This is a genomic window from Polaromonas sp. (assembly GCF_041689105.1).
Classification (GTDB): Bacteria; Pseudomonadota; Gammaproteobacteria; order Burkholderiales; family Burkholderiaceae_C; genus Polaromonas.
This window is the reverse complement of record NZ_JBDNGU010000018.1, coordinates 1-26119: the sequence shown is the minus strand read 5'-3', so window position 1 is coordinate 26119 and position 26119 is coordinate 1. Positions and strand designations below refer to the sequence as shown.

The following is a 26119-nucleotide window of genomic DNA, read 5'->3' as shown; positions in this document are numbered from 1 at the left end:
GCGCCATCCAACTCATCAAGGCCAATGCCCGTGGGTTTCGCAGCTTCACCAACTACCGGGCAAGAATTCTGTTTCATTGCGGTAAGTTGGATTTGGGTTGGGCGTGAGGAAAAAATCACAGTGAAATTAACGAAGAGCCACAAATGCCAATGATGTCGGCCGAGTCTGGATGCCCAGCAGAGACAGATAAAATTGGCCTCTAGCCCTTATTCACTAAGCGCGAGCAGCTATCAAAAACAGAGCGATCTTGATGCCCAGCACCGTCAGCAGCGGCGAGCCCAGCACATGCAGCGTCGCCGTCGCCGTCGCCAGCGCCAGCGCCAGCGCCAGCGTCAGCGTCAGCGTCAGCGTCAGCCCGTACCGTTCTTCTATCAAAAAATTGACCACTTCAGCTGAGAACGAAGAAAAGGTCATGAGCCCGCCAAGAAAGCCGGTGATCAGCAGCAGGCGCCAGACCGGGTCCAGGTGGGGCAGGGTCTGAAAGACGGCAATACACATGCCCACCAGGTAGGCAACGAACAGAAGGTGCACATCGGCGCGGACAGCCAAAGCGGGCTGGCCGTGAAAAACGGCTTGCTGCCGCCGCGGGAAATGCAAGTGGCGCTGGCCAGGAACTAGCGGGCGGTGCAGGGCAACGATGTCGGCGATCCGGTTTGTGGCGTGAGGCCGCTGCGGGGCGGAATGGGGGCCTTTTGCGGAAGGCCTCGGACGGGAAGCGGGCGTGCAGCCAGGTTGGCGGCTCCGTTGAAGAGCCAAACGGATGTCTTTAAAGGTGTAATTTCTATACCATGAGTGTTTTTGAGTTTGATGCCGCTAAAAGTGAATCCAACAGTGAAAAGCGCAATATTGACTTTGTGGAGGCGCAGCTTCTTTGGAACGATCCAATGTTGCTGGAAGTCGCTGCAAAAACTGAAGATGAACCGCGATATCTGGTGATTGGCGTTATTGACGGAAAGTATTGGTCAGCCGTCATTACCTATCGGGATAAAAATATTCGATTGATATCCGTCCGGCGCGCCCGCGCAGAAGAGGTGGCACTGTATGAAAGCTAAAGACTTCGAGCAACGTTTTGACAAGGGTATCGACCTCACCGATTCTTTGGACTTATCCAAAGTCAGGCGTGTTTTGCAGGAGCAAAAGCGCGTGAACGTTGATTTTCCGACCTGGATGGTCGATTCTTTGGACAGGGAAGCCAGCAAGCTGGGGGTTACGCGGCAATCCGTGATCAAGGTTTGGCTTGCTGAGCGCCTGGAAACGACCGCCTCCAATTTGCCGTATCAGCACAAACGAGGCGGTACCGCGCACCGTTGAACTTGGCGTTCGCCCGCAAGGTCAACGCTTCGGTGAGTATTCTTTCAGGAATTCAATTTCTTGCGCTCAACCAGGCGCTGGGTGACCCGGCGTACGATGCGCTGCCTGGTCGTTCACGCCGGCAGAAGCCGCTTGGCGCGTCAGCTTGAGTCAATGCGCGCGGGCAGCTATCAAAAACAGAGCGCTCTTGATGCCGGCCACCGTCATCAGCAAGGAGCCCAGCACATGCAGCATCGCCGTCGCCAGCGCCAGTCCGTAGCGTTCTTCCATCAAAAAATTGACCACTTCCGCAGAGAACGAAGAGAACGTTGTGAGCCCGCCAAGAAAGCCGGTGATCAGCAGCAGTCGCCAGACCGGGTCCAGGTGGGGCAAGGTCTGAAAGACGGCAATACACACGCCAACCAGGTAGCCGCCCACCAGGTTGGCGGCGAGGGTGCCCCAGGGAATGATGCCGCCGGGGGTGAGCCACAGGCCCAGGCCCCAGCGCGCCACGGCGCCTGCGGACGCGCCCACACAAATGGCCAGGATTGGCAGCAGGCTCATGGGTTGCCGGCTTTCTGGCGAGGCACCGTCTTTTTCCTCTCGCCCACTGCCGGCGGGACGTCGCCGCCTTTTTGCCGCTCGCGAAAGAGGGCCGCACGCATCAAAAATATCGTTGTGACTGGCGCCGTCAGCGCCACAAACAGGGCGATCAGCGTGGCGTGCAGGAAGATGTTGTGGCCCTGGACCGAAAAGTAGACGATGGTAGCCAGTGTGATGCACCACGCACCAGCCGTTGCACCCAGTGTGGGCGCGTGGATGCGATGGAAAAAGGTAGGGAGCCGCACCAGCCCGAAGGAGCCCACAGCCGCAGAGCCCGCGCCCAGCACGACCAGCACTGCGGTAAGAATCTCGGCCCACATCGGCAGCGCGGTATTCATTCAATCACCTCGCCGCGCAGTAAAAACTTGGCCATGGCGGTGGAGCCGACAAAGCCAAACAGCGCAATCAGCATGGCGGCTTCGAAGTACACGTTGCTGGCATAAACAATGCCCAACACCAGCATCATCAGCATGCCGTTGATGTACAGGCAGTCCAGCGCCATCACGCGGTCCTGCGCCGTCGGTCCGATCAGCAGCCTGGCGACTGCGCAAAGCATGCCCACGGCCAGCAGCAGCAGCGCGAGTTTGAGGGCCCAGAAAAGAATGTCGCTCATGATTCGAAGATCTCCAGCAAGGGGGCTTCATAACGCTCTTTGATCAGCGTGATGAATGCCGCTTCGTCTTCCAGTTCAAAAAGATGCAGCAGCAGCCGGGAACGGTCAAACGACAGCTCTGCCCAGGCCGTGCCTGGCGCCAGGCAGCAGATCATGGACAGCACCGCAAGCCCGTTGGGGTCACGCATCTTTAGCGGAACCTCTACAAACCGGGCATGGATGCGCGCACTGCGCCGGCTCAAGAGCAGCCCTGCCACCTGCAGGGCTGACTCCAGGACGTCAATAAGCACGCGCCAAGCCAGGCGCAGCGCGGTGCCGGGTTTGCGCATGCGTGCCGTGGCGGGCCGAAGGCTTTGTGTCAGCAGGGGAACGGCCACCGCCAGAATCGTCGCCATCAGCAGGCTGGCAGCATCCAGCGTCTGGTTCAGCAGCAGCCAGACCACAAACAGCGCCAGCGACAGGGGGGGGGAGGGCAACCAGCGCCGCATCATGGCGATGTGCCTTTACGGGGCGGGTTGGGAACCTGCCGCGCGCCCATGACGGCCTGGCGGTAGGCATCGGGTACGAACAGGCGGTGCGCCGTGTCGCTGGTGTGGTTCATGACAGGGCCGGCTTCAATGGTGAGCGCCACACTGACCGCCAGCAAGGCAGCCACAGGCACCACCTCCAGCGCGCGCAGCACTGGCATGCTGCTCACAGGCCGTGTCCAGAAATAGCGGATGCCGGCGCGACTCAGCGCAACCAGGGTCAAAAACCCGGACAGCAAGAGCAGCGCCAGAAAGCTCCAGTTGGCGGGAGGGATGCGGGGCGTGTCCAGCAAGGCCGACAACATGGCGAACTTGCCGACGAAGCTCGAAAGCGGCGGCAGGCCCGCCAGCAACAGTGTGCAGATCACGAAGCCCAGTCCCAAAAACGCAATGCCTGCCGGCATGGCGCGGCCGTAGACTGGTTTCTGATCGTCGTCCAGGTTCACGTTTTTCATGGGCTTGAGGTCCTCGGACAGGAAAGGTGCGTCGCCCGCGGCTTCGTGCGGCGCCACGCTTGCTCCCGCGTTGCGCCAGCGCTCAATCATGTCAATGAGCAGGAAGAAAGCGCTGATCGCCAGCGTTGAGCTGAGCAGGTAGTACAGCGCGCCTGCCCAGACGTCTGGTCGCCCGAGACCGATGGCCGTCAGCAAGGTGCCGGCCGAAATCAGCACGCTGTAGCCAGCCAGGTGGGACAGGCGCTGCGTGCCGGTGATGCGCAGCGCGCTGATAAACAGCGTGGACAGACCGACGGCCAGCAGGACGGGCTGGCCAAACTGCGCTGATTCGCCCGTGTCCGGCGCGAACAATACCGTCCACAGGCGCAGCACCGTGTAGATGCCCAGCTTGGTCAGCAGGGCAAAAACAGCACTCACGGGCGAGACCGCGGCGCTGTAGGCCGGGACCAGCCAGAAGTTCAGCGGCCAGGCGCCCGCCTTGGCAAAAAAAGCGGTGGCAAGAATGGCGGCAGCAGCATGAACCAGGCCCCGGTCGGCGTCACCGAGCTTGGCAATGCGCATCCCCAGGTCGGCCATGTTGAGTGTGCCGGTCACGCCGTAAAGCAGCGCCGCACCCACGAGAAACAGCGAGGAGGCCGCCAGGTTGATGGCGATGTAATGCAGGCTGGCATGCACCCGCAGGCGCCCAGAGCCGTGCAGCAGCAAACCATAGGACGCCGCGAGCATCACTTCAAAAAAGACGAACAAATTGAACAGATCGCCCGTGAGGAAGGCGCCATTGAGGCCCGCCAGCTGCAGCTGCAGCAGCGGGTGAAAATGCACACCGGCCCGGTCCCAGCGCGAGGTGGAATAGATCGACACGGCGAATGCGATCACCCCTGTCAGCGCCACCATCATTGATGACAGCCGGTCTGCCACCAGCACAATACCGAAGGGTGCACGCCAGTTGCCGGGCAGGTAGACACCGATGGAGCCTGGCCCGGTACCCGTGTCAGGAGCATTGACCCATCGCAACAGCGCCAGCGCGGCCAGCAGGCCGATCAGCCCGGACGCCACAGTGAGTGCCGCCTTGGTCCGGCGCTGCTGCTCGCGCAACAGCAGCATCAGCGCCGCGGTCAATATGGGAACGAGAATCGGCACCGCCACAAGATGCGGCATGGTGGCTTCGAGCAGCGTGTCCAGCCAGCGCAGGAGGTCGCTCATTCTGGCGCTCCCTTTTGATGCACGCCGGTGTCATCCATGGCGTCTTCATTGCCGTCTACATGGTCGGTGCCGGCCAGGCCGCGTGACGCGAGCAGCACCACCAGGAACAGGGCCGTCATGGCAAAGCCAATGACGATGGCGGTGAGCACCAGCGCCTGGGGCATGGGGTCGGCCGTGGTCGCCAGTGTGGCGCGAATGCCGGGAATGAGCACCGGCTCGCTGTCGATCTTGAGCCGTCCCATGCTGAAGATGAAAAGGTTAACGGCGTAGGAGATCAGCGTCAGGCCCATGATGACCTGGAAGGTGCGCGGACGCAGCAGCAGATAAACGCCCGCGCTGGTCAGCGCGCCGATGCCGAGGGCGAGAACAATTTCCATCAGGCGGGCTCTCCTGCGGTAAATGTTTTCGCGCCGGCGGATGCCTGTCGCTCGTCCTGTTCCTCCGCCCAGCGGTGGCTGCGCACCGATTGGTGGGAGAGGGCGGTGAGAATCAGCATGGTCGCGCCCAGTACGATGGAAAACACGCCCATGTCAAAAAACAGCGCGCTCGGCACGTGCACGCTGCCCAGCAGGGGCAAGTACAGGTGCGCGGTGTGGGTGGTCAGGAAGGGGTAGCCCAGCACCACCGCACCGCCGCCGGTGGCCAGCGCAAGCATCAGGCCGATGGCGATCCAGCGGCGCGGGTAGATGCGCAGATGCTCCTCCACCCACTCGGTGCCTGACACGATGAACTGCAACAGCAGCGCGACCGACATCACCAACCCGGCAACAAAACCGCCGCCTGGCGCGTTGTGGCCCCGCATGAAGAAGTACACCGCCACCAGCACCGCCAGTGGCAGCAACAGCCTGACCAGCACGGCTGGCACCATCAGGTAGCCCACTGCCGTGTCTGCCGCGCGGCGTGGATTGAGCAGGTCACTGCTGCCGTCGTCGGCCTGCGCGCGCTGCTGTGCCGGCAGCGCCATGGACTCCAGCGCGGGCCGGAAGCGGCGCAGCAGGGCATACACCGTCAGCGCCACCACGCCCAGCACGGTGATTTCGCCAAACGTGTCAAAACCGCGGAAGTCCACCAGCATCACATTGACCACATTGGTGCCGCCGCCCTCGGTCAGCGCGCGGTCAAGAAAAAATGGCGAAATGCTTTCAGGAAAGCGCCTTGTCATCACCATCCATGACAGGGCTGCCATACCAGCGCCAGCGGCAAGCGCCATGGCCACGTCGCGCCCGCGCCGACTCCACAAACGCAGGCGTGTCTGGAGCGGCCGCACGGCGGCCTTGCGCATGGGGAGCCAGCGCAGGCCCAACAGCAGCAGCACTGTGGCGACGGTTTCCACCAGCAGCTGGGTAAGCGCCAGGTCTGGCGCAGAAAACCAGATGTAGGTGATGCAGCACACCAGGCCGGCGCCAGAGGCCAGCATCAGCGAGGCCAGCCGGTGGTACTTGGCCTGCCAGGCCGCGCCGACGGCGCACGCCGCGCCTATGATCCAGGTCAGCGCAAACATCGGTGAAAAAGCGAGCAGCTCGCGGTCGCCACGTTCTGCAGGGTTCAGCCACAGCGCGCTGGCCGCACCAGCGACCGCGATCACCAGCATCACCAGCAGTTGCGACTGCAGGCGACGGGTGGCGAGCAGATAACGGCTGCGCCGCCCCGCCTCACTCAACCGTGCGAGCACGTTCTCGAAGATGCGCTGGCCATCAAAGCGGTGCAAAAGCGGCGTGTGTGACAAGTGGCCGGAAGCGCGTGCCCGCCGGAGCACCAGGTAAAGCGCCATTCCCCCCAGCAGGGCGATCACGCTCATCAGCAACGGCAGGTTCAAACCATGCCAGACGGCGAGGCTGTAGGCGGGCAGCGTGCCGCCGACCACCGGCCTGGCCGCTTCTGCCAGAAACGGGCCGACCGACCAGTGCGGCGCGACACCCACCACCAGACACAGCAGTACCAGCAGCTCGACCGGCACGCGCATCCAGTGCGGCGGTTCGTGCGGTGTGCGCGGTACCTGGTCGCCGCACGGCGGGCCAAAAAAAACATCAAATACCAACCGCGCTGAATAGGCCACGCTGAAGATGCCCGCCAAGGTGGCGATGATGGGCAGGCCCCAGTCGATCAGGGGGATGGACTTGATGTACACGGTTTCTGCAAAAAACATTTCCTTGGACAGGAAGCCGTTGAGCAGCGGCACGCCGGCCATGGAGGCGCTCGCGATCACGGCCAGTGTGCTGGTGATGGGCATCAGGCGCATCAAGCCACTGAGTTTGCCGATGTCGCGGGTCCCGGTTTCGTGGTCGATGATGCCGGCAGCCATGAACAGCGAGGCCTTGAAGGTCGCGTGGTTCATGATGTGAAAGACTGCGGCGACCGCAGCCAACGGGCTGTTCAACCCGAGCAACAGGGTGATGAGGCCGAGGTGGGATATTGTTGAATAGGCCAGCAGCGCCTTGAGATCGCGCTGGAACATGGCGATGAAGCCACCCAGCAGCATGGTGATAGCGCCGGCGCCCCCCACCAGCCAGAACCACTCGCTGGTGCCTGACAGCACCGGCCACAGGCGCGCCATCAGAAAGACGCCGAGCTTGACCATGGTGGCCGAGTGCAGATAGGCCGATACCGGCGTGGGAGCGCCCATCGCGCGGGGCAGCCAGAAGTGGAAGGGAAACTGCGCGCTTTTTGTGAAGGCGCCGAGCAACACCAGCACCAGCACCGTGGTGTACAGCGGGTGTGTGCGGATGACGTCGCCCGAGGCCAGCACCAGGTCCAGGTCGTAGCTGCCCACGATGCGGCCGATGATCAGCACGCCGGCCAGCAGGCACAGTCCACCGGCGCCGGTGACCGTCAGCGCCATGCGGGCGCCGCGCCGCGCGTCGCGCCGGTGATGCCAGTAGCCGATCAGCAGGAATGAAAACAGGCTGGTCAGCTCCCAGAACATCACCATCTGCACCAGGTTGCCCGAAAGCACCACGCCAATCATGGCGCCCATGAAAGCCAGAAAAAAGGAAAAGAAACGCGGCACCGGGTCGGACGCTGACATGTAATACCGCGCGTACAGCACCACCAGCGCGCCTATGCCGAGCACCATCATGCAGAACAGCCAGGCAAAGCCGTCCATACGCAGCGAGAGGTTCAGGCCCAGGGCTGGTAGCCATGCGATCTCCTCGCGCAGAACATTGCCGTCGGCCAGCTGGGGGAACAGCCAGGCCGTCTGCAGCGCGCATCCCAGCGCGACCAGTCCGGCCAGCGTCGACTCCCTGTTGCGCGCGTCGGCCGGCAGCAGGGCCGCGATCAGGCTGGCAACAAACGGAAGGACAAGCAGGAGGAGGAGCATGTCGCCTGATTCTATAGAGTGGCCCGCACTGCGCTGCGGCTGGGCCGTCGGGAGAAAAGGCTATTTCCCTAGCGACTCATCTGCTGCGGCAGCCAGGTCGCAATCTCGGGGAAAACATAAACCAGCGTGATGGCGATACACATCAGGAAGAACATCGGAAGCGTGACCTTGGAGATCCAGGTTAGCTCCTTGCCGGTCATGCCCTGCAGCACAAACAGGTTGAACCCCACGGGTGGCGTGATCTGCGCCATTTCGACCACCAGCACGACAAAAATGCCAAACCAGATCGGGTCGATACCGGCCTTCTGGATGGTCGGCATCAGCACGCCCATGGTCAGCACGACCATGGAAATACCATCGAGAAAGCAGCCGAGCAGAACAAAAAAGAAGGTCAGTGCCAGGATGAGCTGGGCCTGGCTCAGGCCCAGGCTGGCAATCCATTCGGCCAGGTGGCGCGGCAGGCCGATGTAGCCCATGGAGAGTGTTAAAAACGCTGCGCCTGCCAGAATGAGCGCAATCATGCAGTACAGGCGGGTGGCACCCATCAGCGCCGCGCGAAAGGTGGCCCAGCTCAGGGAGCCCTGCACGGCCGAGATGACCAGCGAACCCACCACCCCCACGGCTGCGGCTTCGGTGGCAGTGGCGATGCCGCTGTAGATCGAGCCCAGCACAGCTGCAATCAGCAGCACGACGGGAATCAGCGCGCGCGAGGCCGCCAGCTTTTGCCGCAGGCTGGTTTTTTCGTCGGCCGGGGGGATTTGTCCGGGGTTACGCAGCGCCCAGAGCGCGATGTAGCCGGAAAACAGCAGCGCCAGCAAAATGCCCGGGAACACGCCTGCGATGAACAGCTTGGCAATCGAGACCTCGGCAGTCACGCCGTAAACAATCATGATGATGGACGGCGGAATCAACAGCCCCAGGGTGCTGGCACCGGCCAGCGTGCCCACAATCATGTGTTCTGGATAGCCGCGGCGCTTGAGCTCGGGCAGCGTCATCTTGCCGATGGTGGCGCAGGTGGCGGCGCTGGAGCCCGACACCGCCGCAAAAATCGTACACCCAACCACGTTGGTGTGCAGCAGGCGGCCGGGCAGGGCCTGCATCCAGGGCGCCAGGCCCTTGAACATGTCTTGCGACAACCGGGTGCGAAACAAGATCTCACCCATCCAGATAAACAGCGGCAGGGCGGTCAGCGTCCAGCTTGACGCCGTGCCCCAGATGGTGACGGCCATCGCATCGCCCGCCACGCGTGTGGTGAACAGCTGCATGCCGATCCAGGCAACCCCCGAAAGCGTCAGGCCGATCCAGACACCGGTGCCGAGAATAAAAAAGAGGGACAGCACCAGCAGTGCCATGACGCTCAAGTCGTTCATGAAAAACCTATTCGTTGCGCAAAGCTTCGCCGCTGGCCGCCGTCACGCGCCGGCCCCTGATCTCCATCACCAGCTCGTCGATGAAGGCTATCAACAGGATGACGGCACCGAAGGCCATGGCCAGTTGCGGTATCCATAGCGGTGTAGCGTCGCTGCCGGTGGAAATGTCGTTGTATGTCCGCGATTGCCAGGCCAGCTTGCAGCTGTACACGGCAAACAGCAGGGCCAGAAACGTCGCCAGCGCCAGCGCCCATACCTCCAGGGCTTTTCTCCAGCGGCCCTTGAGGGCGTTGATGAGCAGGGTCACCCGGATGTGCTCGCCGCGTTTGAGGGTGTACGCCAGCGCCAGGAAACCGCTGGCGGCCATCAGGTAGCCGGCGTAAGCGTCGGTGCCCGGCACATAAAAGCTCAGTTGCCGGCTGACAATGGACAGCAGCACCATCACCAGCAAACCCACCATAAAAAGCGCCGCCAGTGCGGCGGCGCTGTCATAGATCCCGTCAAGCAGCTTGCGCATGTTGTCCGGGTTACTTGCGGTAGGCGTCAACAATGGCCTGGCCGTCGGGGCCGGCCTTGTCCAGCCATTCCTTGAGCATCACGTCGCCGACCTTTTTCATGTCGGCTTTCAGTGCGGCGGAAGGCGGCGTTACCTGCATGCCGTTGGCCTTCAGGGTTTCCAGCGTCTTGGTGTTGACGGCCTGGCTGGCTGCCCAGCCGCGTGTCTCGGCATCGGCTGCAGCCTTGAGCACGGCCTGTTTGGTGGGCGCATCCAGGGCCTCAAACGCGGCCTTGTTGACGATGACCGCGTTCTTGGGCAGCCAGGCCTGGGTGTCGTAGTAGTACTTGAGGTGCTCGTAGAGCTTGCTGTCCACGCCGGTTGCCCCCGAGGTCATGGTCGATTCGACGACACCCGTGGCCAGGGCCTGCGAGAACTCGGCAGCCTGCACCGTGACCGGCTGGGCGCCCACCAGCTCGGCAATGCGCGAGGTGGAGGGGCTGTAGGCGCGCCATTTGATGCCTTTGAGGTCGGCTGCGGAATTGATCGGCTTCTTGGAATAAATGCCCTGAGGCGGCCAGGCTACCGCGTACAGGAGTTGCAGGCCTTGTTCGGCCAGTTTCTTTTCGAGCGCGGGCTTTTGTGCCTTGTACAGCTTCATGGAGCTGTCGTAGCCGTCGGCCAGAAACGGCAGGCCGTCGGTACCGAAGATTTGCCACTCGTTCTGGAAATTCGCGAGCAGTATCTCGCCGGCTTGCGCCTGCCCGCCCTGCACCGCGCGCTTGATCTCGGGCGCCTTGTACAGCGAGGCGTTGGGATGCACCGTGATTTTGAGCTTGCCGCCGCTGGCTTTGTCGACGTCGTTGGCAAACTGCACCAGGTTTTCACTGTGGAAGTTGGTGGCCGGGTAGGCCGCCGGCAGGTCCCACTTGGTTTGGGCCAATGCGGCCGTGCCGACGCTCAAAACGGCGGCGATCAGTGCGAGTTTGAATTTCATGAAAAGCTCCTGGGCTGTAGGATGGTTGAAGGCGCTAAGTATGGATAGGATAGACGCAAATCCCGCGTCAGTTCTCCGGGCATACCCCAAAAAAACCTGACCCCACTCCCGGGCCCCACGCCATGAACCTCCGCTTTGTTGAAGCCTTTTATTGGGTCGCCTCGCTCAAAAGCGTCTCGCGCGCGGCCGAAAAGCTCTATTTGACGCAGTCGGCCATGTCCAGCCGCATCGCCACACTGGAAGACGAACTGGGCGTGCTGCTGCTGGACCGGGCGGGCAAGCAGTTCAAACTGACGGGGGCTGGTACGCGTTTCCTCAGCTACGCCGAGAAGCTGCTGGAGCTGCAGCGCGAGGTCAAGGCCGAGATGGGGTCCGGGCAGGCCATGGCGGTCTCCATGCGCATAGGGGCCATCGAATCGGTGCTGCATTCCTGGCTCATCCCCTGGCTTGAAAAGCTGCGCGCTGATCATCCGGGGCTGGAGCTGGAGTTGACGGTGGAGACCACACCGATTCTGGTAGACCAGATCCAGCGCGGCACCCTGGACCTGGTTTTTGCAGTGTTGCCCGCTTCCAGCGAGGGTGTGCGAAACCAGGCCTTGCCGACCATGGAGATGGCCTTTGTCGGAAACCCGGACCTTCATAAAAAAAGAAATTACCGGCTGCGTGAGCTGGCGGACATGGAATTATTGACCTTTCAAAAAGGCTCCCAGCCGCATGTCACCCTGCTTGATCTGTTCAGATCGCACCAGATGGAACCCAAAAGGGTGCACGCAATTTCTTCCATTTCCGCGATGGTGCAGCTGGTTCAGGGCGGCTTTGGCGTAGCCTTGCTGCCGCGCGCGGCGGTCGAGCGGCTCACCGGCTTTGCCCGCCTGAAACCACTGACATGTGACGAAAAACTGCAGTCCCTTCCGATTCACGCGAGCTACCGCACAGACCCGAGTTCAAAGACCGTGGAGATGGTGGTGCAGTCGGCCATCGCTTTCGCCAGCGGTGGAAAATCGCACCAAAAGGGCGCCAGAAAATCTCATAAAGGTAAACCCTTACCATCGAAAAAATCGATGACTTAAGCAAAATATTTTGAATTTGCTGAAGGCCGGGAGCGCTCACACAATTCGCCCATCGTCATGAAATTGACATACGCAACGGGGAATTTCTGGTGAGCACATTGTCTGAATCGGCAACAGCAGCGGACGCGCTTTCAGCGTTTGGTCCCGGTGGCACAGCCAGCGCAGCGCATGTACGCAGCATCATCCGAAAGGGCGGCTGGACCGCCCATACCAGCGGCCTGGCTAACGGCCATGTGCAGGGCAATGTGGTCATCCTGCCTGTTGATCAGGCCAACGACTTCCTGCGTTATTGCCAACGCAACCCCAAGCCCTGCCCGCTGCTGACCGTGTCCGAGCCGGGGCAGGCCCAGCTGCCGGCGCTTGGCGCAGACATCGACATCCGCACCGATGTGCCACGTTACCGGGTCTGGCGCGATGGAGTGTTGTCCGCCGAGCCAACGGACGTCAGGGCGCTCTGGCGCGACGATCTGGTTACCTTTGTCATCGGTTGCTCGTTTTCGTTTGAAGAGGCCCTGATCGAGTCGGGTCTGCGCATCCGCCATATCGACCAGCACCGCAATGTGCCGATGTACCGGACCAGCGTCGCCACCGAAGCTGCCGGCCCCTTCAAAGGCCCGCTGGTGGTCACCATGCGCCCCTTCAAGGCTGCCGACGCGATCCGCGCGATCCAGATCACCTCGCGTTTCCCGAATGTGCACGGCGCGCCTGTGCACATCGGGGACCCGGCCCTGATCGGCATTGCCGACCTGGCGCATCCCGACTACGGCGATGCCGTCGACGTGATGCCCGATGAAATTCCGGTGTTCTGGGCCTGCGGCGTGACGCCGCAAGCGGCACTGGTGCAGGCGCGCCCGGCGCTGTGCATCACCCATGCACCCGGCGCCATGCTGATCACCGACCTTCTCAACCACCAACTAGCCAGTTTTTAAGGAGTATTTCATGAAGACAATGATTCTTGGCCTGACACTCGCATGCGCCGGCCTGGCCCAAGCCCAGACCAAATGGGACCTGCCCACGGGCTACGGCGCCAGTTCATTCCAGACAAAAAACGTGCAGCAATTCGCCGATGAGGTGGACCAGCTCACCGCCGGCAAACTCAAGATCACTCTGCATCCCGGTGGCTCGCTGTACAAGGCCAACGAGATCAAGCGCGCGGTGCAGACCGGGCAGGTTCAGGCGGCCGAATTTATCCTCTCCGGTGCGGCCAACGAGAACCCGCTGTTCGGTATTGACTCCATCCCCTTCCTGGCCACCAGCTACCCCGATGCCAAACGCCTGTACATGGCCGCCAAACCGGCGCAGGACAAGCTTCTGGCGTCGCAGGGCGTGAAAGTACTGTTCACCGTGCCGTGGCCCGGCCAGTCGCTTTACTCGCTCAAGCCTGTCAGCACCCCGGCGGACTTTGCGGGCACCAAGATGCGCGCCTACAACCCGGCCACAACACGTATCGCCCAGCTACTGAAGGCGCAGCCCGTGACCATCCAGCTGGCTGAACTGGGCCAGGCGCTGGCAACCGGTGGTGTGCAGAACTTTCTGACGTCCAGCGCCAGCGGTGTGGAGAGCAAGCTGCATGAGCAGGTCAAGTACTTCTACCCCGTCAGTGCGTGGCTGCCGCGCAATGCGACCGTGGTGAGCCAGAAAGCCTTTGACGCGCTGGACAAACCCACGCAGGACGCGCTGCTCAAGGCCGCTGCCGCTGCCGAGGAACGCGGCTGGGCAACCAGCGAAAGGCTCGATGGCGAATACATGAAAGAGCTGGCAGCCAAGGGCATGACCATCAACGCGCCGTCGGACAGCATCAAGAAAGAACTGGCTGCCATTGGCGAGACCATGACGGCTGAATGGCTCAAGACCGCTGGCGCCGAAGGCCAGGCCGTGATCGACGCTTACCGCAAGAAGTAAGCCGAACGTCAAATAGCGGTTTGACTCCCTCTCCCGCTGGGAGAGGGCAGGGGTGAGGGTCGCCGCACACCAGCAGGACTGGCCCTCACCCTGACCCCCTCCCAAAGGGGGAACAAATTCCCCCTCTCTTTTTGATCGATGCAGGAGCACGCGATGGGAAAACTCGTCCAGAATTTCTACAGGCTGCTGATGGGCTTGTCCTGCGTGGCCATGCTGGCGGCGTTTGGCGCCGTCATTCTGGGGGTGCTGGCGCGCGAGGCGAAGTGGGACATTCCCGGTCTCGATGCTTATGCCGGTTATGCAATTGCCGCCGCGCTTTTTCTGGCGCTCCCCGGCACGCTCAAACACGGCGACCACATTCGCGTGACCCTGCTGCTGGACCGCGTTTCCCCCAAGGTACGGGGCATTCTTGAATGGTGGTCTCTGGGTGCGGGGTTGGCCCTGGCGGCCTACGTGGCCTGGTATGCGATCCGACTGGTCTGGGTGTCGTACAGCACGCACGACGTCTCGCCTGCAGCAGATGCCTCGCCCTTGTGGATTCCGCAGTTGGCCATGGCGCTGGGCTGTATCGGCTTTGCGCTGTCCTTTGTCCACGCCCTTGCCCTGCGCTGGCGCGGAAGCAGTTTCATAGCGATCTCCAGTGACGCGGCCCACATTGAATAAAAGCTGGAGCAAGAAATGGACATCGTCATTGCCGCCGGTCTGATCGTGCTGCTGTTTGCAGCGCTGGGCTCGGGTTTGTGGATAGGGTTGTCGCTGCTTGCGGTGGCCTTGGTGGGCATGGAGTTGCTGACAGCCCGGCCGGCCGGCGACAGCATGGCGCTGACCATCTGGGGCTCGACATCGAGCTGGACGCTGACCGCGCTGCCGCTGTTTTTATGGATGGGCGAGATCCTGTTTCGCAGCAAGCTCTCCGACAGCATGTTCAAGGGCCTGGCACCCTGGCTGGACCGGCTGCCCGGTCGCCTGCTGCATATCAATGTTGTTGGTTGCACCATCTTCGCGGCCATCTCCGGGTCATCGGCCGCCACCTGCGCGACCATTGGAAAGATCACCCTGCCCGAGCTAAAAAAGCGTGGTTATCCCGATGACATTTCCGTCGGCACACTGGCGGGTGCCGGCACGCTGGGTCTGCTGATCCCGCCGTCCATCATCATGATTGTGTACGGCGTCGCTGCCAACGTATCGATAGCCAAGCTGTTTCTGGCCGGCGTGATTCCGGGCCTGATGCTGGCCGTGCTGTTCATGGGCTACATCATGGTGTGGGCCCTGTTCAACAAGGACAAGGTGCCAGCGGCTGACACGGCCATGAGTTTTGGGCAGAAAATTTACGCGTCGCGTCACCTGATCCCTGTGGTCTCGCTGATTGTGGTGGTGCTTGGCGGCATTTACAGCGGTATCGCCACCGCTACTGAGGCTGCCGCACTGGGTGTGGCTGGCTCACTCGTGCTGGCTGCCATTGAAGGCTCGCTCAACTGGAACAAGTTCAAGGAAGGGCTCGTCGCCGCTACCCGCATCTATTGCATGATCGGCTTGATATTGGCCGGTGCCGCCTTTCTGACCCTGTCCATGGGGTTCATCGGCCTGCCGCGCCACCTGGCCGAATTCATAGGTGCGCTGCAGCTGTCGCCCTTCATGCTGATGCTGGGGCTGATCGGTTTCTTCATAGTTCTGGGCTGCTTTCTCGATGGTATCTCGGTGGTTGTACTGACCATCGCGGTGCTTTTGCCCACCGTGGAGGCTGCTGGCTTCGATCTGATCTGGTTCGGCATATTCATCGTGCTGGTGGTCGAGATGGCGCAGATCACGCCGCCGGTCGGGTTCAATCTTTTTGTGATCCAGGGCCTGACCCGTCGCGAGGTGACCTGGATCGCGCGCACCGCGCTGCCGCTGTTTGCCCTCATGCTGGTCGCGGTGCTGATTACCTACTTTTTCCCCGACGTGGTGCTATGGCTGCCACGTCACATGTAGTCCGTCAGCAAGTAGTCACTTCTTTTCAGGAGTTCCCATGAAAAAGCTTTTGATCTCCGCCTTGTGCGCGGTTTCGCTGGGTCACGCCTCTAACCTGATGGCTCAGACCAGCTGGAAGCTGGCGACGGGCTACCGGGCCGAGTCCTTTCATACGCAAAACATCACGCAGTTTTCCCGCGATGTCGAGCAGGCGACGCGCGGGAAACTGGTGATTCAGGTGCACCCAAATAACACCCTGGCCAAACTCAACGACATCAAGCAGGCGGTGGTCGATGGGAAGGCCGAGGCCGGCGAGACCATCATGACCAGCATGGTCAAGGACATACCGATTGCCGGGGCGGACTCCATTCCTTTTGTGGTGGGCAGCTACAAGGACGCCGACCGCTTGTGGAAGCTTCAGCGGCCAGGCATTGAAAAACACTTTGCCCAACGCGGCCTGAAACTGCTGTATGCCGTGCCGTGGCCCCCGCAAGGCTTGCATTCAAGCAAGCCGATACTCGGGCGGGCGGACTTCAAGGGTACGCAGATGCGCACCTACAACTCGACCACCCAGCGCATTGCAGAGATGCTGGGCGCGAAACCGGTGGACGTGGCCATGGTCGATGTTGGCAAGGCGCTGGCCGAAGGCCGCATGGACAACATGATTACTTCGGCGCTGACCGGCGTCGAAAACAAGGTCTGGGGGCCCATCAAGTACTACTACGAAATCAATGCCTGGTTCCCGAAAAACGTGGTGTTTGTCAGCAGCAAGGCTTTCGACGCACTGACGCCGGAGACTCGCAGCCTGGTCCTGAAATCAGCAGCAGATGCCGAAACCCGCGGATGGCAGGCCAGCGAGGCGCTGGCAAGCAGCGCAACTGAGGAACTGCGCCAGAACGGCGTCAAAATCGAGCGTATCCCCAGGGATCTGGAGCAGGAAATCAAGCGCATGGGAGAGAAATTCTCACGTGAATGGGTACGATCAGTCGGCAATGAGGCCAACGCGATTTTTGTACCCTATTACATTCAGTAAAACGGCAAGCAACACTTACAGCCCGGCCGCCTGAGGCGGCGGGGCATCATCTGGACCAAAGACCTTCAAGCATGACTCAGCAAAATACGTCAATTACAGGCAGCGGACGCTGGCAGTTCTGGATAGACCGGGGCGGCACATTCACCGACATCGTGGCCAAGAAGCCGGACGGCTCGCTACTGACACACAAGATGCTCAGCGAAAACCCCGAGCAGTACCGCGACGCGGCAGTGGCCGGTATCCGGCATCTGCTGGGCCTGAAAGCCGGGGAGCCGATTCGCGCTGATCTGGTGGACTGCGTGAAGATGGGCACCACCGTGGCCACCAACGCGCTGCTTGAGCGCAAGGGCGAAAAGACACTGCTGGTGACCACGCGCGGCTTTCGCGACGCCCTGCGTATCGCTTACCAGAACCGGCCCCGGCTGTTCGATCGCCACATTGTGCTGCCGGAGTTGCTGTACAGCGCGGTGGTCGAGGCGCAGGAGCGCATCGGTGCCCAGGGTGAGGTGCTTCAGGCACTGGATGAGACGCTACTAAAAAAGGAGCTGCTGGCGCAATACCAGCAAGGGCTGCGCAGCGTTGCGATTGTTTTCATGCACGGCTACCGGTACACCGACCATGAAAAGGCGGCTAGCCGCATCGCCAGGGAGGTCGGCTTCACCCAGGTCAGCACCTCGTTTGAGACCAGCCCGATGATGAAGTTCGTCAGCCGCGGCGACACCACCGTGGTCGATGCCTACCTGTCGCCGATATTGCGTCGTTATGTCGAGCAGGTCGCCGGCGAGATGCCCGGCGTCAAACTGTTTTTCATGCAGTCCTCGGGCGGGCTGACCGACGCCCACGTGTTCCAGGGCAAGGACGCCATCCTCAGTGGCCCGGCCGGCGGCATTGTCGGCATGGCCCGCACTGCGGCGATTGCCGGCCATGCCAAGGTGATTGGCTTTGACATGGGTGGCACGTCCACCGATGTGTCGCACTATGCGGGCGAGTTTGAGCGCGAGTTTGAAACCCAGGTGGCCGGTGTGCGTATGCGTGCCCCGATGATGAGCATCCATACCGTGGCGGCGGGCGGTGGCTCCATCCTCAAATTCGACGGCGAGCGTTTCCGCGTCGGACCTCAAAGTGCCGGTGCCAACCCAGGGCCGGCCAGCTATCGCCGTGGTGGCAGACTCGCCGTGACCGATGCGAATGTAATGGTCGGCAAGGTCCAGCCGCGTTATTTTCCGAAAGTATTTGGCCCGAATGCCGACGAGCCGCTCAGTTATGAGGCGGTGGAAACACAGTTCAACGAGCTGGCCGGCCAGACCGGGCGTGCCGCTGAAGTGGTCGCAGAAGGCTTTATCAATATTGCCGTGCAGCAGATGGCCAATGCCATCAAGAAGATTTCTGTGGCCCGCGGTTATGACGTGACGCGCTACACCCTGCAGTGTTTTGGCGGTGCAGGCGGGCAGCACGCCTGCTTGGTGGCCGACGCGCTGGGCATGACGCGGGTGTTTGTGCATCCGCTGGCCGGTGTGCTGAGCGCCTACGGCATGGGGCTGGCTGACCAGAACGTGATCCGTGAACAGGCGGTGGAGCTCAGGCTGTCGGAACAGGCGCTGCCCGAGGTTGCGGGCAAACTCGATGCGCTTGCGGCGACCGCGCAAGCCGAGTTGGAGCGCCAGCAAGCCAGCAGTGGCGTGATGACCGTGCACCGCCGGGTGCATGTGCGTTACGAGGGCAGCGACTCGGCGCTGGTGGTTCCCTTCGGCACGCTGGACCAGATCAAGGCCGGCTTCGAGACCGCCTACCGCCAGCGGTTTTCCTTTTTGATGCAAGGCAAGGCCCTGGTGGTCGAAGCCGTGTCGGTCGAGGCCGTGGTCGCCGGTGATGCGCCGGTCGAACCGCGTCACCCGACCCACGAGCCGCGCGACGTGCCGCGCCGTGAAACCGTGCGCATGTACTCGGGCGGCCAATGGCATGACGCCGCACTGGTGGTGCGGGAAGACCTGCAGCCGGGCGACATCATCTCCGGCCCGGCCATCATTGCCGAGAAAAATGCGACCACGGTGGTGGAGCCCGGCTGGGAGGCGGCACTGACGGCGCTGGACCACCTGGTGCTGGACCGGCGTGCGGAACGCGCCATCACCTTCGCGGCCGGTACCACGGTGGACCCGGTGCTGCTGGAGGTGTTCAACAACCTGTTCATGAACATCGCCGAGCAGATGGGTCTGCAACTGCAGAACACCGCCTACTCGGTCAATATCAAGGAGCGGCTGGACTTCAGCTGCGCGCTGTTCGACACCGCAGGCAACCTGATCGCCAACGCGCCACACATGCCGGTGCATCTGGGCTCGATGGGCGAGAGCATCAAGACGGTGATCCGCGAGAACACCGGCAAGATGCAGCCGGGCGATGTGTATGCGCTGAACGACCCCTACCATGGTGGCACGCACCTGCCCGATATCACGGTGATCACGCCCGTATATCTGAGCGGGCAGCCCTCACCCCAGCCCTCTCCCAAAGGGCGAGGGAGCGAAGCCGGAGACGGAGACGGAGACGCTGCTGATTTACTCCCTCTCCCCCTGGGAGAGGGCAGGGGTGAGGGCTCTGCGCATCCGCGCCCCATCTTCTACGTCGGCTCGCGCGGTCACCATGCCGATATCGGCGGCACCACACCAGGCTCGATGCCGCCGTTTTCCACGCGCATCGAGGAAGAAGGCGTGCAGATCAACAACGTCAAGCTGGTCGAGCGCGGTGTGCTGCGCGAAGCTGAGATGGTGGCCTTGTTGAAAAGTGGGGAGTACCCGAGCCGCAACCCGCAGCAGAACATGGCCGACCTGAAGGCGCAGATCGCCGCCAATGAAAAAGGCGTGCAAGAGCTGCGCAAAATGGTCGAGCAGTTCAGCTTGCCCACCGTGCTGGCTTACATGAACCACGTGCAGGATAACGCCGAAGAGTCGGTGCGCCGCGTGATCACACGGTTAAAAAACGGCGACTTCACCTTGCCGCTAGACAACGGCGCGCAGATCAAAGTGGCCATTCGCGTCGATACGCAAAACCGCAGCGCCGAGATCGACTTCACCGGCACCTCGCCGCAGCAGACCAACAATTTCAACGCCCCGACGGCGGTGTGTATGGCGGCGGTGCTGTATGTGTTCCGCACGCTGGTGGACGACGACATTCCGCTCAATGCGGGCTGTCTCAAGCCGCTGAAGGTGATCATTCCACCCGGCTCGATGCTGAACCCGAATCCGCCCGCCTCGGTGGTGGCTGGCAATGTCGAGACCTCGACCTGCATCACCAACGCGCTTTACGGCGCCTTGGGCGTGATGGCGGCCAGCCAGTGCACCATGAACAACTTCACCTTCGGCAATGCCAGCCATCAGTATTACGAAACCATATCCGGTGGCTCCGGCGCGGGCTACGGTTTCAACGGCACCAGCGTGGTGCAAACCCACATGACCAATTCGCGCCTGACCGACCCCGAAGTGCTGGAGTTCCGTTTTCCGGTGCGGCTGGAGAGTTACGAAATCCGCCAGGGCTCGGGCGGCGCCGGCAAGTGGACGGGCGGCAACGGCGGCGTGCGGCGGGTACGCTTTTTAGAGGCCATGACCGCCAGCATTTTGTCCAATGGGCGCAAACATGGCGCTTTCGGCATGGCCGGAGGCGAGCCGGGGCAAGTGGGCCGCAACCTCGTCGTGCGTGCCGATGGACAGGTCGAGGCGCTGGGGCATATCGGCCAGGCGGAGATGCTGCCTGGCGACGTGTTCGAGATTCACACGCCGGGTGGCGGTGGCTTCGGCAAGCTTTGAGCGTGGGCGGCGAGTGTCGCTTCTGGCTGCGGGTTGTGAATAAAATAGGCCTTTAGCCCTTATCCGACGGGCGCAGCCAGCTATCAATTCAGGAGCTTATTTTGGACCAAGGCATGGACGCCGCGTTTCTCGACAACTACCGATTTCTGGCCCGCTACAACCGCTGGATGAACCAGCGGCTGTACGCGTCCTGCGACACGCTGGGCGATGAAGAGCGCAAGCGCCAGCGTGGTGCGTTTTTTGGTTCGATTCACCACACGCTGACGCACCTGGTGCTGGCCGACAAAATGTGGCTGCATCGTTTTGCCAGTCAGGAGACGGTATTTGCCGCGCTTTCGCCCGCGTTGCTGGCCTTGCCCGAAGGTTCGGACTACAGCAGCGACTTGCACCCGGACTGGCAGGACCTGCGGCAGACGCGCGACGCGCTCGACGAGATGATTGAGCAGTGGCTGGCCGGGATGGCGCAGGACTTTCTGACCAGCGCCATGCGCTACACCAACACCAAAGGCGTGCAACGCGCCCACCCCGCCTGGCAGGCAATGACGCATTTTTTCAACCACCAGACGCACCACCGGGGGCAGGTCACAACGCTGCTGATGCAGGCGGGTGTGGACATCGGTGTGACGGACTTGATCGCGCTGGTGTGAGTGCCTGGGATAGCAGGTTGATGCGCTATTAAAACAGGAGCTGCTTACGCCCGTGCAGAAAGGGCTGGAGGCCTTTTTTACTTAAAAACTGACGAAAGGGTGTCGGGCAGGTGGACCAGATCGGCTCATCGCGTTCATCACCTTCAGGGCCGACATCCACAAGATTCTGGAGCACATCGGTGTCGATGCCGAAGCTCCCCGCATCGCCCCGGCACGCGGGCCACCGCTGTGGGATGACTTCGCTGCGCAGGAGACGGGCGAGGGTGTGGAGGCTGGGCCAGACTGGGATATGACCAGTCAATCACCGCCCGATTGCCCCGACGATCAGCGCACTACTTGGTGAACCTCACAAGTGTGGCGACATCAGCCCGCCGGGATAGGGCTGTATCTGCGGGCAGCCTGTGCTGTTCATTGTGGCGACGGCGGCACAAATTCCTGGAAAATCAGTCCGGCGACTGTGGATGCGCTGTTTTGTCTGTTTTGTAAGGCCGGTTTTGGGCGCGATACTCGGGCTCATGCGGTTGAATTTCCTAGTCGTTATTCGTGGGGCATCGTCGATGTCGAAGACTGCATCGCCGATGCGGAATTTGTGGCCGCCCAGGGTAGGATCGATGCACGGCGCATGGCCATTCGAGGCAGCAGCGCCAGCGGCTTCACCATGCTTTGTGCGCTGGCATTTCGCGACGTCTTTGCCGCTGACGCCCGCCATTGCGGCGTCAGCGACCTGGCTGTGCTGGACGCCGACACGCACAAGTTTGAGTCGTACTGCACCGCCGGTTGGGTGACGCCCCCAGCCACGCGCGAGGCGGTCCAAGCCGCGCGTTCGCCTTTCCGTCACGACGTATGCATCCGCGCGCCCATGGTCTTCTTCCAGGGGCTGGAAGACCGTGTGGTGCCGCCTTCGCAAGGCCTGGTCATGGTCGAGGCCTTGCGTGCCCAGAGGGCGCCCGTGACCTCCGCGTTCGAAGGCGGAGGTCACGGGTTTCGCCAGCAGGTGACGATTGCTGCCTGCCTGCCTACCTGCAAGCCGAGCTGGCCTTCTATGGCCAGGTGTGCGGCTTCCAGGTGCCGGGCTGACGGGCTCAATGGCAGCACCAGCGCTAGCGACCGATGGCTTGCACGCGCTGATCGCTTATGCCGATCACCACATAAGCTTCCTACAACTCTGTCCTTCGTTCACTGTCTGAACGCGGGCACAATAAAGTTCCTGAGGGCTTGTGCCTTCGTCAACCGTATCTCCAAATGAACCCAAAGTTTTTCTCCACCATCGCGCTGTTGTCCGGCTTGTTTGCCGCCTCTGGCGCCTGGGCCGCGCAGCCGCTGCTGTCACCGGCCGAACTCGATGCGGTGCGCGCCAATCCGGCCGTCCGTATCCTCGACGTGCGCGACCCCAAGTCTTACGCCGCGAACCACATCCCGGGCGCGATCTCGGCGCCGTACGGCAGCTTCCGCGGGCCTGCCGACAACCCTGGGGAACTGCCGGAACTGGGCAAGCTGACGACGCTGGTGCAATCGTTGGGCCTGTCGAAGACCACGCATGCGGTCATCGTCTCAAGCGGCTCGGACCAAACCGATTTCGGCAGCGCGGCACGCGTTTACTGGACGCTGAAGGTGTTGGGGCTGATGGAACTGTCCATCCTCAACGGCGGTGCCAAGGCCTGGGATGCAGCGAAATTGCCTCAGAACAGTCTGCCCGCGCGCATCGTGGCCAGCGATTACAAACCCAATATCGACAAGAGCTGGGTGGCCACGCGCGACGAGGTTAAGCAGGCCGTGCTGTTGAACTCAGCGCAGCTCGTCGATGCGCGTCCGACCGCTTTCTTCGAAGGCGAGACGCGGCACCAGGCGGCGAAGTATCCCGGCACATTGAAGGGTGCTGTCAACCTTGAGCATTCGCGCTGGTTTGAGCCGGGCAGTGCCAGGATGGTCAGCGGCGATGCAGCCCGATCCCTGGCTGCGAGCTTGCCCAACCGGGGCCAGGGCGACACGGTGAGCTTCTGCAACACCGGCCATTGGGCAGCGACCAACTGGTTTGCTTTGTCCGAGGTGGTGGGCCAGAAAAACGTCCGCCTCTATGCTGGATCAATGGTCGACTTTACCCAGAACGGCGACGGTGAACTCGTCGCCAACGTGCCCGGTCGCGCCCAGCGGTTGCTGATCGACGCCAAGCTGTGGGTCGAACGGACTTTCAACTGACGCTGGGTGCTGCCGTGAAGCCAACCCTCGCTGCCTCGGAGACGGCGCGGACGGATTCACCGAGTCGCTGGCATCGGCTGCCGCTGGCGGCGGCACTGGTGGCTTTCTTCGTGCTGCTGGTCTGGTTCGTTGCCCTGCGGCAGGCCGCGCTGTTTGCGGTCGGTATCGGTATGGGCGCGGCACTGGCCGGTGCGCGCCTCGGCTTCACTACCGGCTGGCGCCAGCTCGTCGAGGACCGCGACCCGCGCGGCACCGTCGGGCAGCTGCTGCTGCTGGGGCTGGCGGCGACGCTGTCGATGCCGCTGCTGGCGAGCTACCCTGAACTGCAGGCGGCTCTGGGGCCACCGAGCGTCAGTCTCGTGCTCGGCGCCTTCGTCTTCGGGCTGGCGATGCAGATCTCCGACGGCTGTGGCTCGGGCACGCTCTACAAGGCCGGGCTCGGGGTGCCGCTGAACATGGGCATCCTGCCGCTGTTCGCATTGGGCAGTTTCCTCGGATCGGCGCACCTGGACCGCTGGCTCGCGCTCGGCGAGGTCGCGCCGGTCAGCATCGTGCAGTCCTGGGGCGCCGGCTCCGCGCTGGCGGGAACCTGGATCGCGCTGATCGCCATTGGCGTTGGCGTGCGGCTGTGGGCCGGCTGGGGGCGCCAATGGATCGCGCGCCGTTGGGTTTGGGGCGCGATCGCATTGGCCGTGCTGGCCGCGCTGAACCTGGCTATTGCCGGCCAGCCCTGGGGCGTTGTCTACGGCTTCGGTTTGTGGGCTGCCAAGCTGGCGCAGGCCACCGGCAGCTTCGATGCAGCAAGCAATGCGTTTTGGAGCCAGGCCGGCAACGCGCAGCGGTTGTCGCAATCGCTGCTGCTGGACGTCACCTCGATCACCAATATCGGCATCCTCGGTGGCGCCTTGTGGATTGCGGCGCGGCGCCGTGAGGCCAGCACCCGCCCGCTGACGGCTCGGCAGTGGCTGATCGGCCTGGTGGCGGGCTTCGTGCTCGGCTACAGCTCGCGGTTGGCCTTCGGGTGCAACATCGGTGCCATGCTCAGCGGCATCTCCACCGGCAGCCTGCACGGCTGGATCTGGATGCCGATGGCCTTCGCTGGCACGCTGATCGGCGTGCGGGTTCGTCGGCGCTTCGGCTTTTGAGCGCACTGGACGAGCGATGACCATCCGAAGCCTGTCGAGCACCCTGTTCTGGATCGTCCTGGTTCTCTTCGTCGCCTGGGATTGGTCGCAATCGCCGCCTATCGATGTGCGCCAGGAACCGCCGCTGGCCGCAGCGGGCTCGGGTCAGGCTGCCAGCGGCGGCCACTGCTCGCTGGCCCGCTGAAGCGCGGCGGCCGGCCTAAGGCGCCGGAACGGTTAGAAGAGATGCCGGGAAACTGCACCTGGCCAGCATGCGGCATCTTTGCCCACGGCTTTGCACGGGTGCGTTGCGACGACTGCGGTGACGACTTCTTGGTCGCCCTCTCCTGCAAAGGCCGCCGAGTCTGTCCCTCGTGCAACACGCGTCGAATGGCCGAGGCCGCAGCGCACCTGACCGATCATGTCTTCCCCCGCCTGCCGGTGCGCCAGTGGGTGCTGTCCGTGCCCAAACGTCTGCGCTACTACCTGCAGCGCGACAAAGGCGCACTCAATGCGGCACTGCGCATCTTCTTGCGCGTGGTGCAACAAAGCCTGCTGACCCATTGCCCCGGTGCGGCTCTGGCTGACCCCGCCAGCCTGCACCTGCGCGCGGTCGCTTTCACCCACCGCTTTGGGTCCAGCCTGAACACGCATGTGCACTTCCATGTCTGCGTGGTCGATGGGGTGCTTGAGGCGCTGCAGGGCGGTGTGACTTTTCACGCTTCGACTGGACTTGATGGGGCGGCAATTTCCCAGGTGCAGGCCAACGTGCGCAAACGCATCCTGCGGGCCTTTGTGGCACGCGGCCACATTGAGGCCTGTGACGCCAAAGACATGGCCGCTTATGCCCACTGTGGCGGCTTCTCGGTTGATGCTGGGGTGCGCATTGAGGCCCCCGACCGCGCAGGGCTGGAGCGCCTGCTGCGCTATTGCGCGCGCGCATCCTTCGCCATGGATCGGCTCAAACAGCGCGGCGCTGATCTGGTTTACCGCTGTGGCAAAGGCCACAGCGAGCCGCTGCAGTCTGACAAGTATTCGGGTGAACTGGTGTTGACCCCGCTGGAGCTGATCAACCGCATCGCCCAATTGGTGCCGCCACCGCGCACCCACCGGCATCGCTATTACGGTGTGCTGGCACCGAGTTCGCCACTGCGTGCGGCGGTTAGGCTACGGCGCAGGTGGCGCTGCCAGTGCCTGTGCCGCCAGCGCAAGTAGTCGTAAGCTGCCCCGTGGTTGTGCCGCCGGGCACCGGGGCTCCAACCGAGCCGCACGCCAAACCCAAACCCCGCCCATCGTCGCACTACCTGTGGGCCGCACTGATCGCCCGCATTTATGAGGTGTTCCCGCTAATCTGCCCGATGTGCGGGGGCCAGATGCGCCTCATCGCGTTCATCACCTTCAGGGCCGACATCCACAAGATTCTGGAGCACATCGGCGTCGATGCCAAAGCTCCCCGCATCGCCCCGGCACGCGGGCCACCGCTGTGGGATGACTTCGCTGCGCAGGAGACGGGCGAGGGTGTGGAGGCTG

Annotated in this window: 26 protein-coding genes and 1 pseudogene; 16 read left to right on the top strand and 11 right to left on the bottom strand. The window is 62.5% G+C overall.

The window, feature by feature from the left end:
• Positions 1-213: 213 nt before the first annotated feature.
• A complete protein-coding gene (locus ACESMT_RS01675) occupies positions 214-549 on the bottom strand; it encodes a CrcB family protein (RefSeq protein ID WP_372824615.1) in 336 nt (111 codons plus the stop codon).
• 239 nt (positions 550-788) lie between these two features.
• Here ACESMT_RS01675 and ACESMT_RS01670 point away from each other — a divergent pair, with 239 nt between their 5' ends.
• Genes ACESMT_RS01670 through ACESMT_RS01660 form a run of 3 tightly spaced genes read left to right on the top strand, consistent with a single transcriptional unit; the run spans position 789 to position 1460 of the window.
• The gene (locus tag ACESMT_RS01670) at positions 789-1052 is read left to right on the top strand and encodes a BrnT family toxin (RefSeq protein ID WP_372824613.1); all 264 of its coding nucleotides are present in this window, start codon (positions 789-791) and stop codon (positions 1050-1052) included.
• A complete protein-coding gene (gene brnA / locus ACESMT_RS01665) occupies positions 1042-1311 on the top strand; it encodes a type II toxin-antitoxin system BrnA family antitoxin (RefSeq protein WP_372824611.1) in 270 nt (89 codons plus the stop codon). Before ACESMT_RS01670 ends, brnA begins: the two co-directional genes overlap by 11 nt.
• A 2-nt stretch (positions 1312-1313) precedes the next feature.
• Complete coding sequence (locus ACESMT_RS01660; RefSeq protein ID WP_372824609.1) at positions 1314-1460, top strand: hypothetical protein; 147 nt, start codon at positions 1314-1316, stop codon at positions 1458-1460.
• A 1-nt stretch (position 1461) separates the two neighbouring features.
• Here ACESMT_RS01660 and crcB read toward each other — a convergent pair whose 3' ends face one another.
• The 10 genes from crcB to ACESMT_RS01610 form a co-directional block, all read right to left on the bottom strand.
• Positions 1462-1848 carry a fluoride efflux transporter CrcB gene (gene crcB, locus ACESMT_RS01655; protein WP_372824621.1) on the bottom strand — a complete coding sequence of 129 codons (387 nt, stop codon included), beginning with the start codon at positions 1846-1848 and terminating at the stop codon, positions 1462-1464.
• 2 nt (positions 1849-1850) lie between these two features.
• Positions 1851-2231 (bottom strand): monovalent cation/H(+) antiporter subunit G, encoded by a 381-nt coding sequence (mnhG, locus tag ACESMT_RS01650; RefSeq protein WP_372824607.1) that lies wholly within the window; start codon positions 2229-2231, stop codon positions 1851-1853.
• Positions 2228-2506 carry a K+/H+ antiporter subunit F gene (locus ACESMT_RS01645; protein ID WP_372824605.1) on the bottom strand — a complete coding sequence of 93 codons (279 nt, stop codon included), beginning with the start codon at positions 2504-2506 and terminating at the stop codon, positions 2228-2230. The genes mnhG and ACESMT_RS01645 overlap by 4 nt, the downstream gene beginning before the upstream one ends.
• A complete protein-coding gene (locus ACESMT_RS01640) occupies positions 2503-2994 on the bottom strand; it encodes a Na+/H+ antiporter subunit E (RefSeq protein ID WP_372824619.1) in 492 nt (163 codons plus the stop codon). Before ACESMT_RS01640 ends, ACESMT_RS01645 begins: the two co-directional genes overlap by 4 nt.
• Positions 2994-4691, bottom strand: a complete 1698-nt coding sequence (locus tag ACESMT_RS01635; protein ID WP_372824603.1) for a monovalent cation/H+ antiporter subunit D — start codon at positions 4689-4691, stop codon at positions 2994-2996. The genes ACESMT_RS01640 and ACESMT_RS01635 overlap by 1 nt, the downstream gene beginning before the upstream one ends.
• Complete coding sequence (locus tag ACESMT_RS01630; RefSeq protein WP_372824601.1) at positions 4688-5068, bottom strand: Na+/H+ antiporter subunit C; 381 nt, start codon at positions 5066-5068, stop codon at positions 4688-4690. The genes ACESMT_RS01635 and ACESMT_RS01630 overlap by 4 nt, the downstream gene beginning before the upstream one ends.
• Positions 5068-8010 (bottom strand): monovalent cation/H+ antiporter subunit A, encoded by a 2943-nt coding sequence (locus tag ACESMT_RS01625; protein ID WP_372824599.1) that lies wholly within the window; start codon positions 8008-8010, stop codon positions 5068-5070. Before ACESMT_RS01625 ends, ACESMT_RS01630 begins: the two co-directional genes overlap by 1 nt.
• Before the next feature lie 68 nt (positions 8011-8078).
• Positions 8079-9380, bottom strand: coding sequence for a TRAP transporter large permease (locus ACESMT_RS01620; protein ID WP_372824597.1), 1302 nt, complete (start codon positions 9378-9380; stop codon positions 8079-8081).
• Between the two features lie 7 nt (positions 9381-9387).
• On the bottom strand, positions 9388-9897 hold the full coding sequence (locus ACESMT_RS01615; protein ID WP_372824595.1) for a TRAP transporter small permease: 510 nt from the start codon (positions 9895-9897) through the stop codon (positions 9388-9390).
• A gap of 10 nt (positions 9898-9907) precedes the next feature.
• On the bottom strand, positions 9908-10873 hold the full coding sequence (locus tag ACESMT_RS01610) for a TRAP transporter substrate-binding protein (RefSeq protein ID WP_372824593.1): 966 nt from the start codon (positions 10871-10873) through the stop codon (positions 9908-9910).
• Positions 10874-10995: 122 nt separating this feature from the next.
• Here ACESMT_RS01610 and ACESMT_RS01605 point away from each other — a divergent pair, with 122 nt between their 5' ends.
• The 13 genes and pseudogenes from ACESMT_RS01605 to ACESMT_RS01545 form a co-directional block, all read left to right on the top strand.
• Positions 10996-11943, top strand: coding sequence for a LysR family transcriptional regulator (locus tag ACESMT_RS01605; RefSeq protein ID WP_372824591.1), 948 nt, complete (start codon positions 10996-10998; stop codon positions 11941-11943).
• 98 nt (positions 11944-12041) lie between these two features.
• Positions 12042-12872 (top strand): putative hydro-lyase, encoded by an 831-nt coding sequence (locus ACESMT_RS01600; RefSeq protein WP_372824617.1) that lies wholly within the window; start codon positions 12042-12044, stop codon positions 12870-12872.
• A 10-nt stretch (positions 12873-12882) separates the two neighbouring features.
• Positions 12883-13845 carry a TRAP transporter substrate-binding protein gene (locus ACESMT_RS01595; protein WP_372824589.1) on the top strand — a complete coding sequence of 321 codons (963 nt, stop codon included), beginning with the start codon at positions 12883-12885 and terminating at the stop codon, positions 13843-13845.
• A gap of 153 nt (positions 13846-13998) precedes the next feature.
• Positions 13999-14508, top strand: coding sequence for a TRAP transporter small permease (locus tag ACESMT_RS01590; protein WP_372824587.1), 510 nt, complete (start codon positions 13999-14001; stop codon positions 14506-14508).
• Positions 14509-14523: 15 nt separating this feature from the next.
• Entirely contained in the window at positions 14524-15816 is a 1293-nt protein-coding gene (locus ACESMT_RS01585; protein ID WP_372824585.1) for a TRAP transporter large permease, read from the top strand.
• Between the two features lie 37 nt (positions 15817-15853).
• The gene (locus ACESMT_RS01580) at positions 15854-16828 is read left to right on the top strand and encodes a TRAP transporter substrate-binding protein (RefSeq protein WP_372824583.1); all 975 of its coding nucleotides are present in this window, start codon (positions 15854-15856) and stop codon (positions 16826-16828) included.
• A gap of 71 nt (positions 16829-16899) precedes the next feature.
• Positions 16900-20622, top strand: a complete 3723-nt coding sequence (locus ACESMT_RS01575; protein WP_372824581.1) for a hydantoinase B/oxoprolinase family protein — start codon at positions 16900-16902, stop codon at positions 20620-20622.
• 113 nt (positions 20623-20735) lie between these two features.
• Positions 20736-21269 carry a DinB family protein gene (locus ACESMT_RS01570; protein ID WP_372824579.1) on the top strand — a complete coding sequence of 178 codons (534 nt, stop codon included), beginning with the start codon at positions 20736-20738 and terminating at the stop codon, positions 21267-21269.
• 352 nt (positions 21270-21621) lie between these two features.
• Positions 21622-22515 (top strand): alpha/beta hydrolase family protein, encoded by an 894-nt coding sequence (locus ACESMT_RS01565; protein ID WP_372824577.1) that lies wholly within the window; start codon positions 21622-21624, stop codon positions 22513-22515.
• Positions 22512-23465 carry a sulfurtransferase gene (locus ACESMT_RS01560; RefSeq protein WP_372824575.1) on the top strand — a complete coding sequence of 318 codons (954 nt, stop codon included), beginning with the start codon at positions 22512-22514 and terminating at the stop codon, positions 23463-23465. Before ACESMT_RS01565 ends, ACESMT_RS01560 begins: the two co-directional genes overlap by 4 nt.
• 14 nt (positions 23466-23479) lie before the next feature.
• Positions 23480-24610, top strand: coding sequence for a YeeE/YedE thiosulfate transporter family protein (locus ACESMT_RS01555; protein WP_372824573.1), 1131 nt, complete (start codon positions 23480-23482; stop codon positions 24608-24610).
• A gap of 16 nt (positions 24611-24626) precedes the next feature.
• Positions 24627-24794, top strand: a complete 168-nt coding sequence (locus tag ACESMT_RS01550; RefSeq protein WP_372824571.1) for a hypothetical protein — start codon at positions 24627-24629, stop codon at positions 24792-24794.
• Between the two features lie 68 nt (positions 24795-24862).
• Positions 24863-26119, top strand: a pseudogene (locus ACESMT_RS01545) (transposase); the annotation flags it as partial.

Bases quoted from the DNA above. Each gene is read 5' to 3' on its own strand.
- ACESMT_RS01670 (WP_372824613.1), top strand. From the start codon at position 789: ATGAGTGTTTTTGAGTTTGATGCCGCTAAAAGTGAATCCAACAGTGAA.
- brnA (WP_372824611.1), top strand. From the start codon at position 1,042: ATGAAAGCTAAAGACTTCGAGCAACGTTTTGACAAGGGTATCGACCTC.
- mnhG (WP_372824607.1), bottom strand. From the start codon at position 2,231: ATGAATACCGCGCTGCCGATGTGGGCCGAGATTCTTACCGCAGTGCTG.
- ACESMT_RS01645 (WP_372824605.1), bottom strand. From the start codon at position 2,506: ATGAGCGACATTCTTTTCTGGGCCCTCAAACTCGCGCTGCTGCTGCTG.
- ACESMT_RS01640 (WP_372824619.1), bottom strand. From the start codon at position 2,994: ATGCGGCGCTGGTTGCCCTCCCCCCCCCTGTCGCTGGCGCTGTTTGTG.
- ACESMT_RS01635 (WP_372824603.1), bottom strand. From the start codon at position 4,691: ATGAGCGACCTCCTGCGCTGGCTGGACACGCTGCTCGAAGCCACCATG.
- ACESMT_RS01630 (WP_372824601.1), bottom strand. From the start codon at position 5,068: ATGGAAATTGTTCTCGCCCTCGGCATCGGCGCGCTGACCAGCGCGGGC.
- ACESMT_RS01625 (WP_372824599.1), bottom strand. From the start codon at position 8,010: ATGCTCCTCCTCCTGCTTGTCCTTCCGTTTGTTGCCAGCCTGATCGCG.
- ACESMT_RS01620 (WP_372824597.1), bottom strand. From the start codon at position 9,380: ATGAACGACTTGAGCGTCATGGCACTGCTGGTGCTGTCCCTCTTTTTT.
- ACESMT_RS01615 (WP_372824595.1), bottom strand. From the start codon at position 9,897: ATGCGCAAGCTGCTTGACGGGATCTATGACAGCGCCGCCGCACTGGCG.
- ACESMT_RS01610 (WP_372824593.1), bottom strand. From the start codon at position 10,873: ATGAAATTCAAACTCGCACTGATCGCCGCCGTTTTGAGCGTCGGCACG.
- ACESMT_RS01605 (WP_372824591.1), top strand. From the start codon at position 10,996: ATGAACCTCCGCTTTGTTGAAGCCTTTTATTGGGTCGCCTCGCTCAAA.
- ACESMT_RS01595 (WP_372824589.1), top strand. From the start codon at position 12,883: ATGAAGACAATGATTCTTGGCCTGACACTCGCATGCGCCGGCCTGGCC.
- ACESMT_RS01590 (WP_372824587.1), top strand. From the start codon at position 13,999: ATGGGAAAACTCGTCCAGAATTTCTACAGGCTGCTGATGGGCTTGTCC.
- ACESMT_RS01585 (WP_372824585.1), top strand. From the start codon at position 14,524: ATGGACATCGTCATTGCCGCCGGTCTGATCGTGCTGCTGTTTGCAGCG.
- ACESMT_RS01580 (WP_372824583.1), top strand. From the start codon at position 15,854: ATGAAAAAGCTTTTGATCTCCGCCTTGTGCGCGGTTTCGCTGGGTCAC.
- ACESMT_RS01575 (WP_372824581.1), top strand. From the start codon at position 16,900: ATGACTCAGCAAAATACGTCAATTACAGGCAGCGGACGCTGGCAGTTC.
- ACESMT_RS01570 (WP_372824579.1), top strand. From the start codon at position 20,736: ATGGACGCCGCGTTTCTCGACAACTACCGATTTCTGGCCCGCTACAAC.
- ACESMT_RS01560 (WP_372824575.1), top strand. From the start codon at position 22,512: ATGAACCCAAAGTTTTTCTCCACCATCGCGCTGTTGTCCGGCTTGTTT.
- ACESMT_RS01550 (WP_372824571.1), top strand. From the start codon at position 24,627: ATGACCATCCGAAGCCTGTCGAGCACCCTGTTCTGGATCGTCCTGGTT.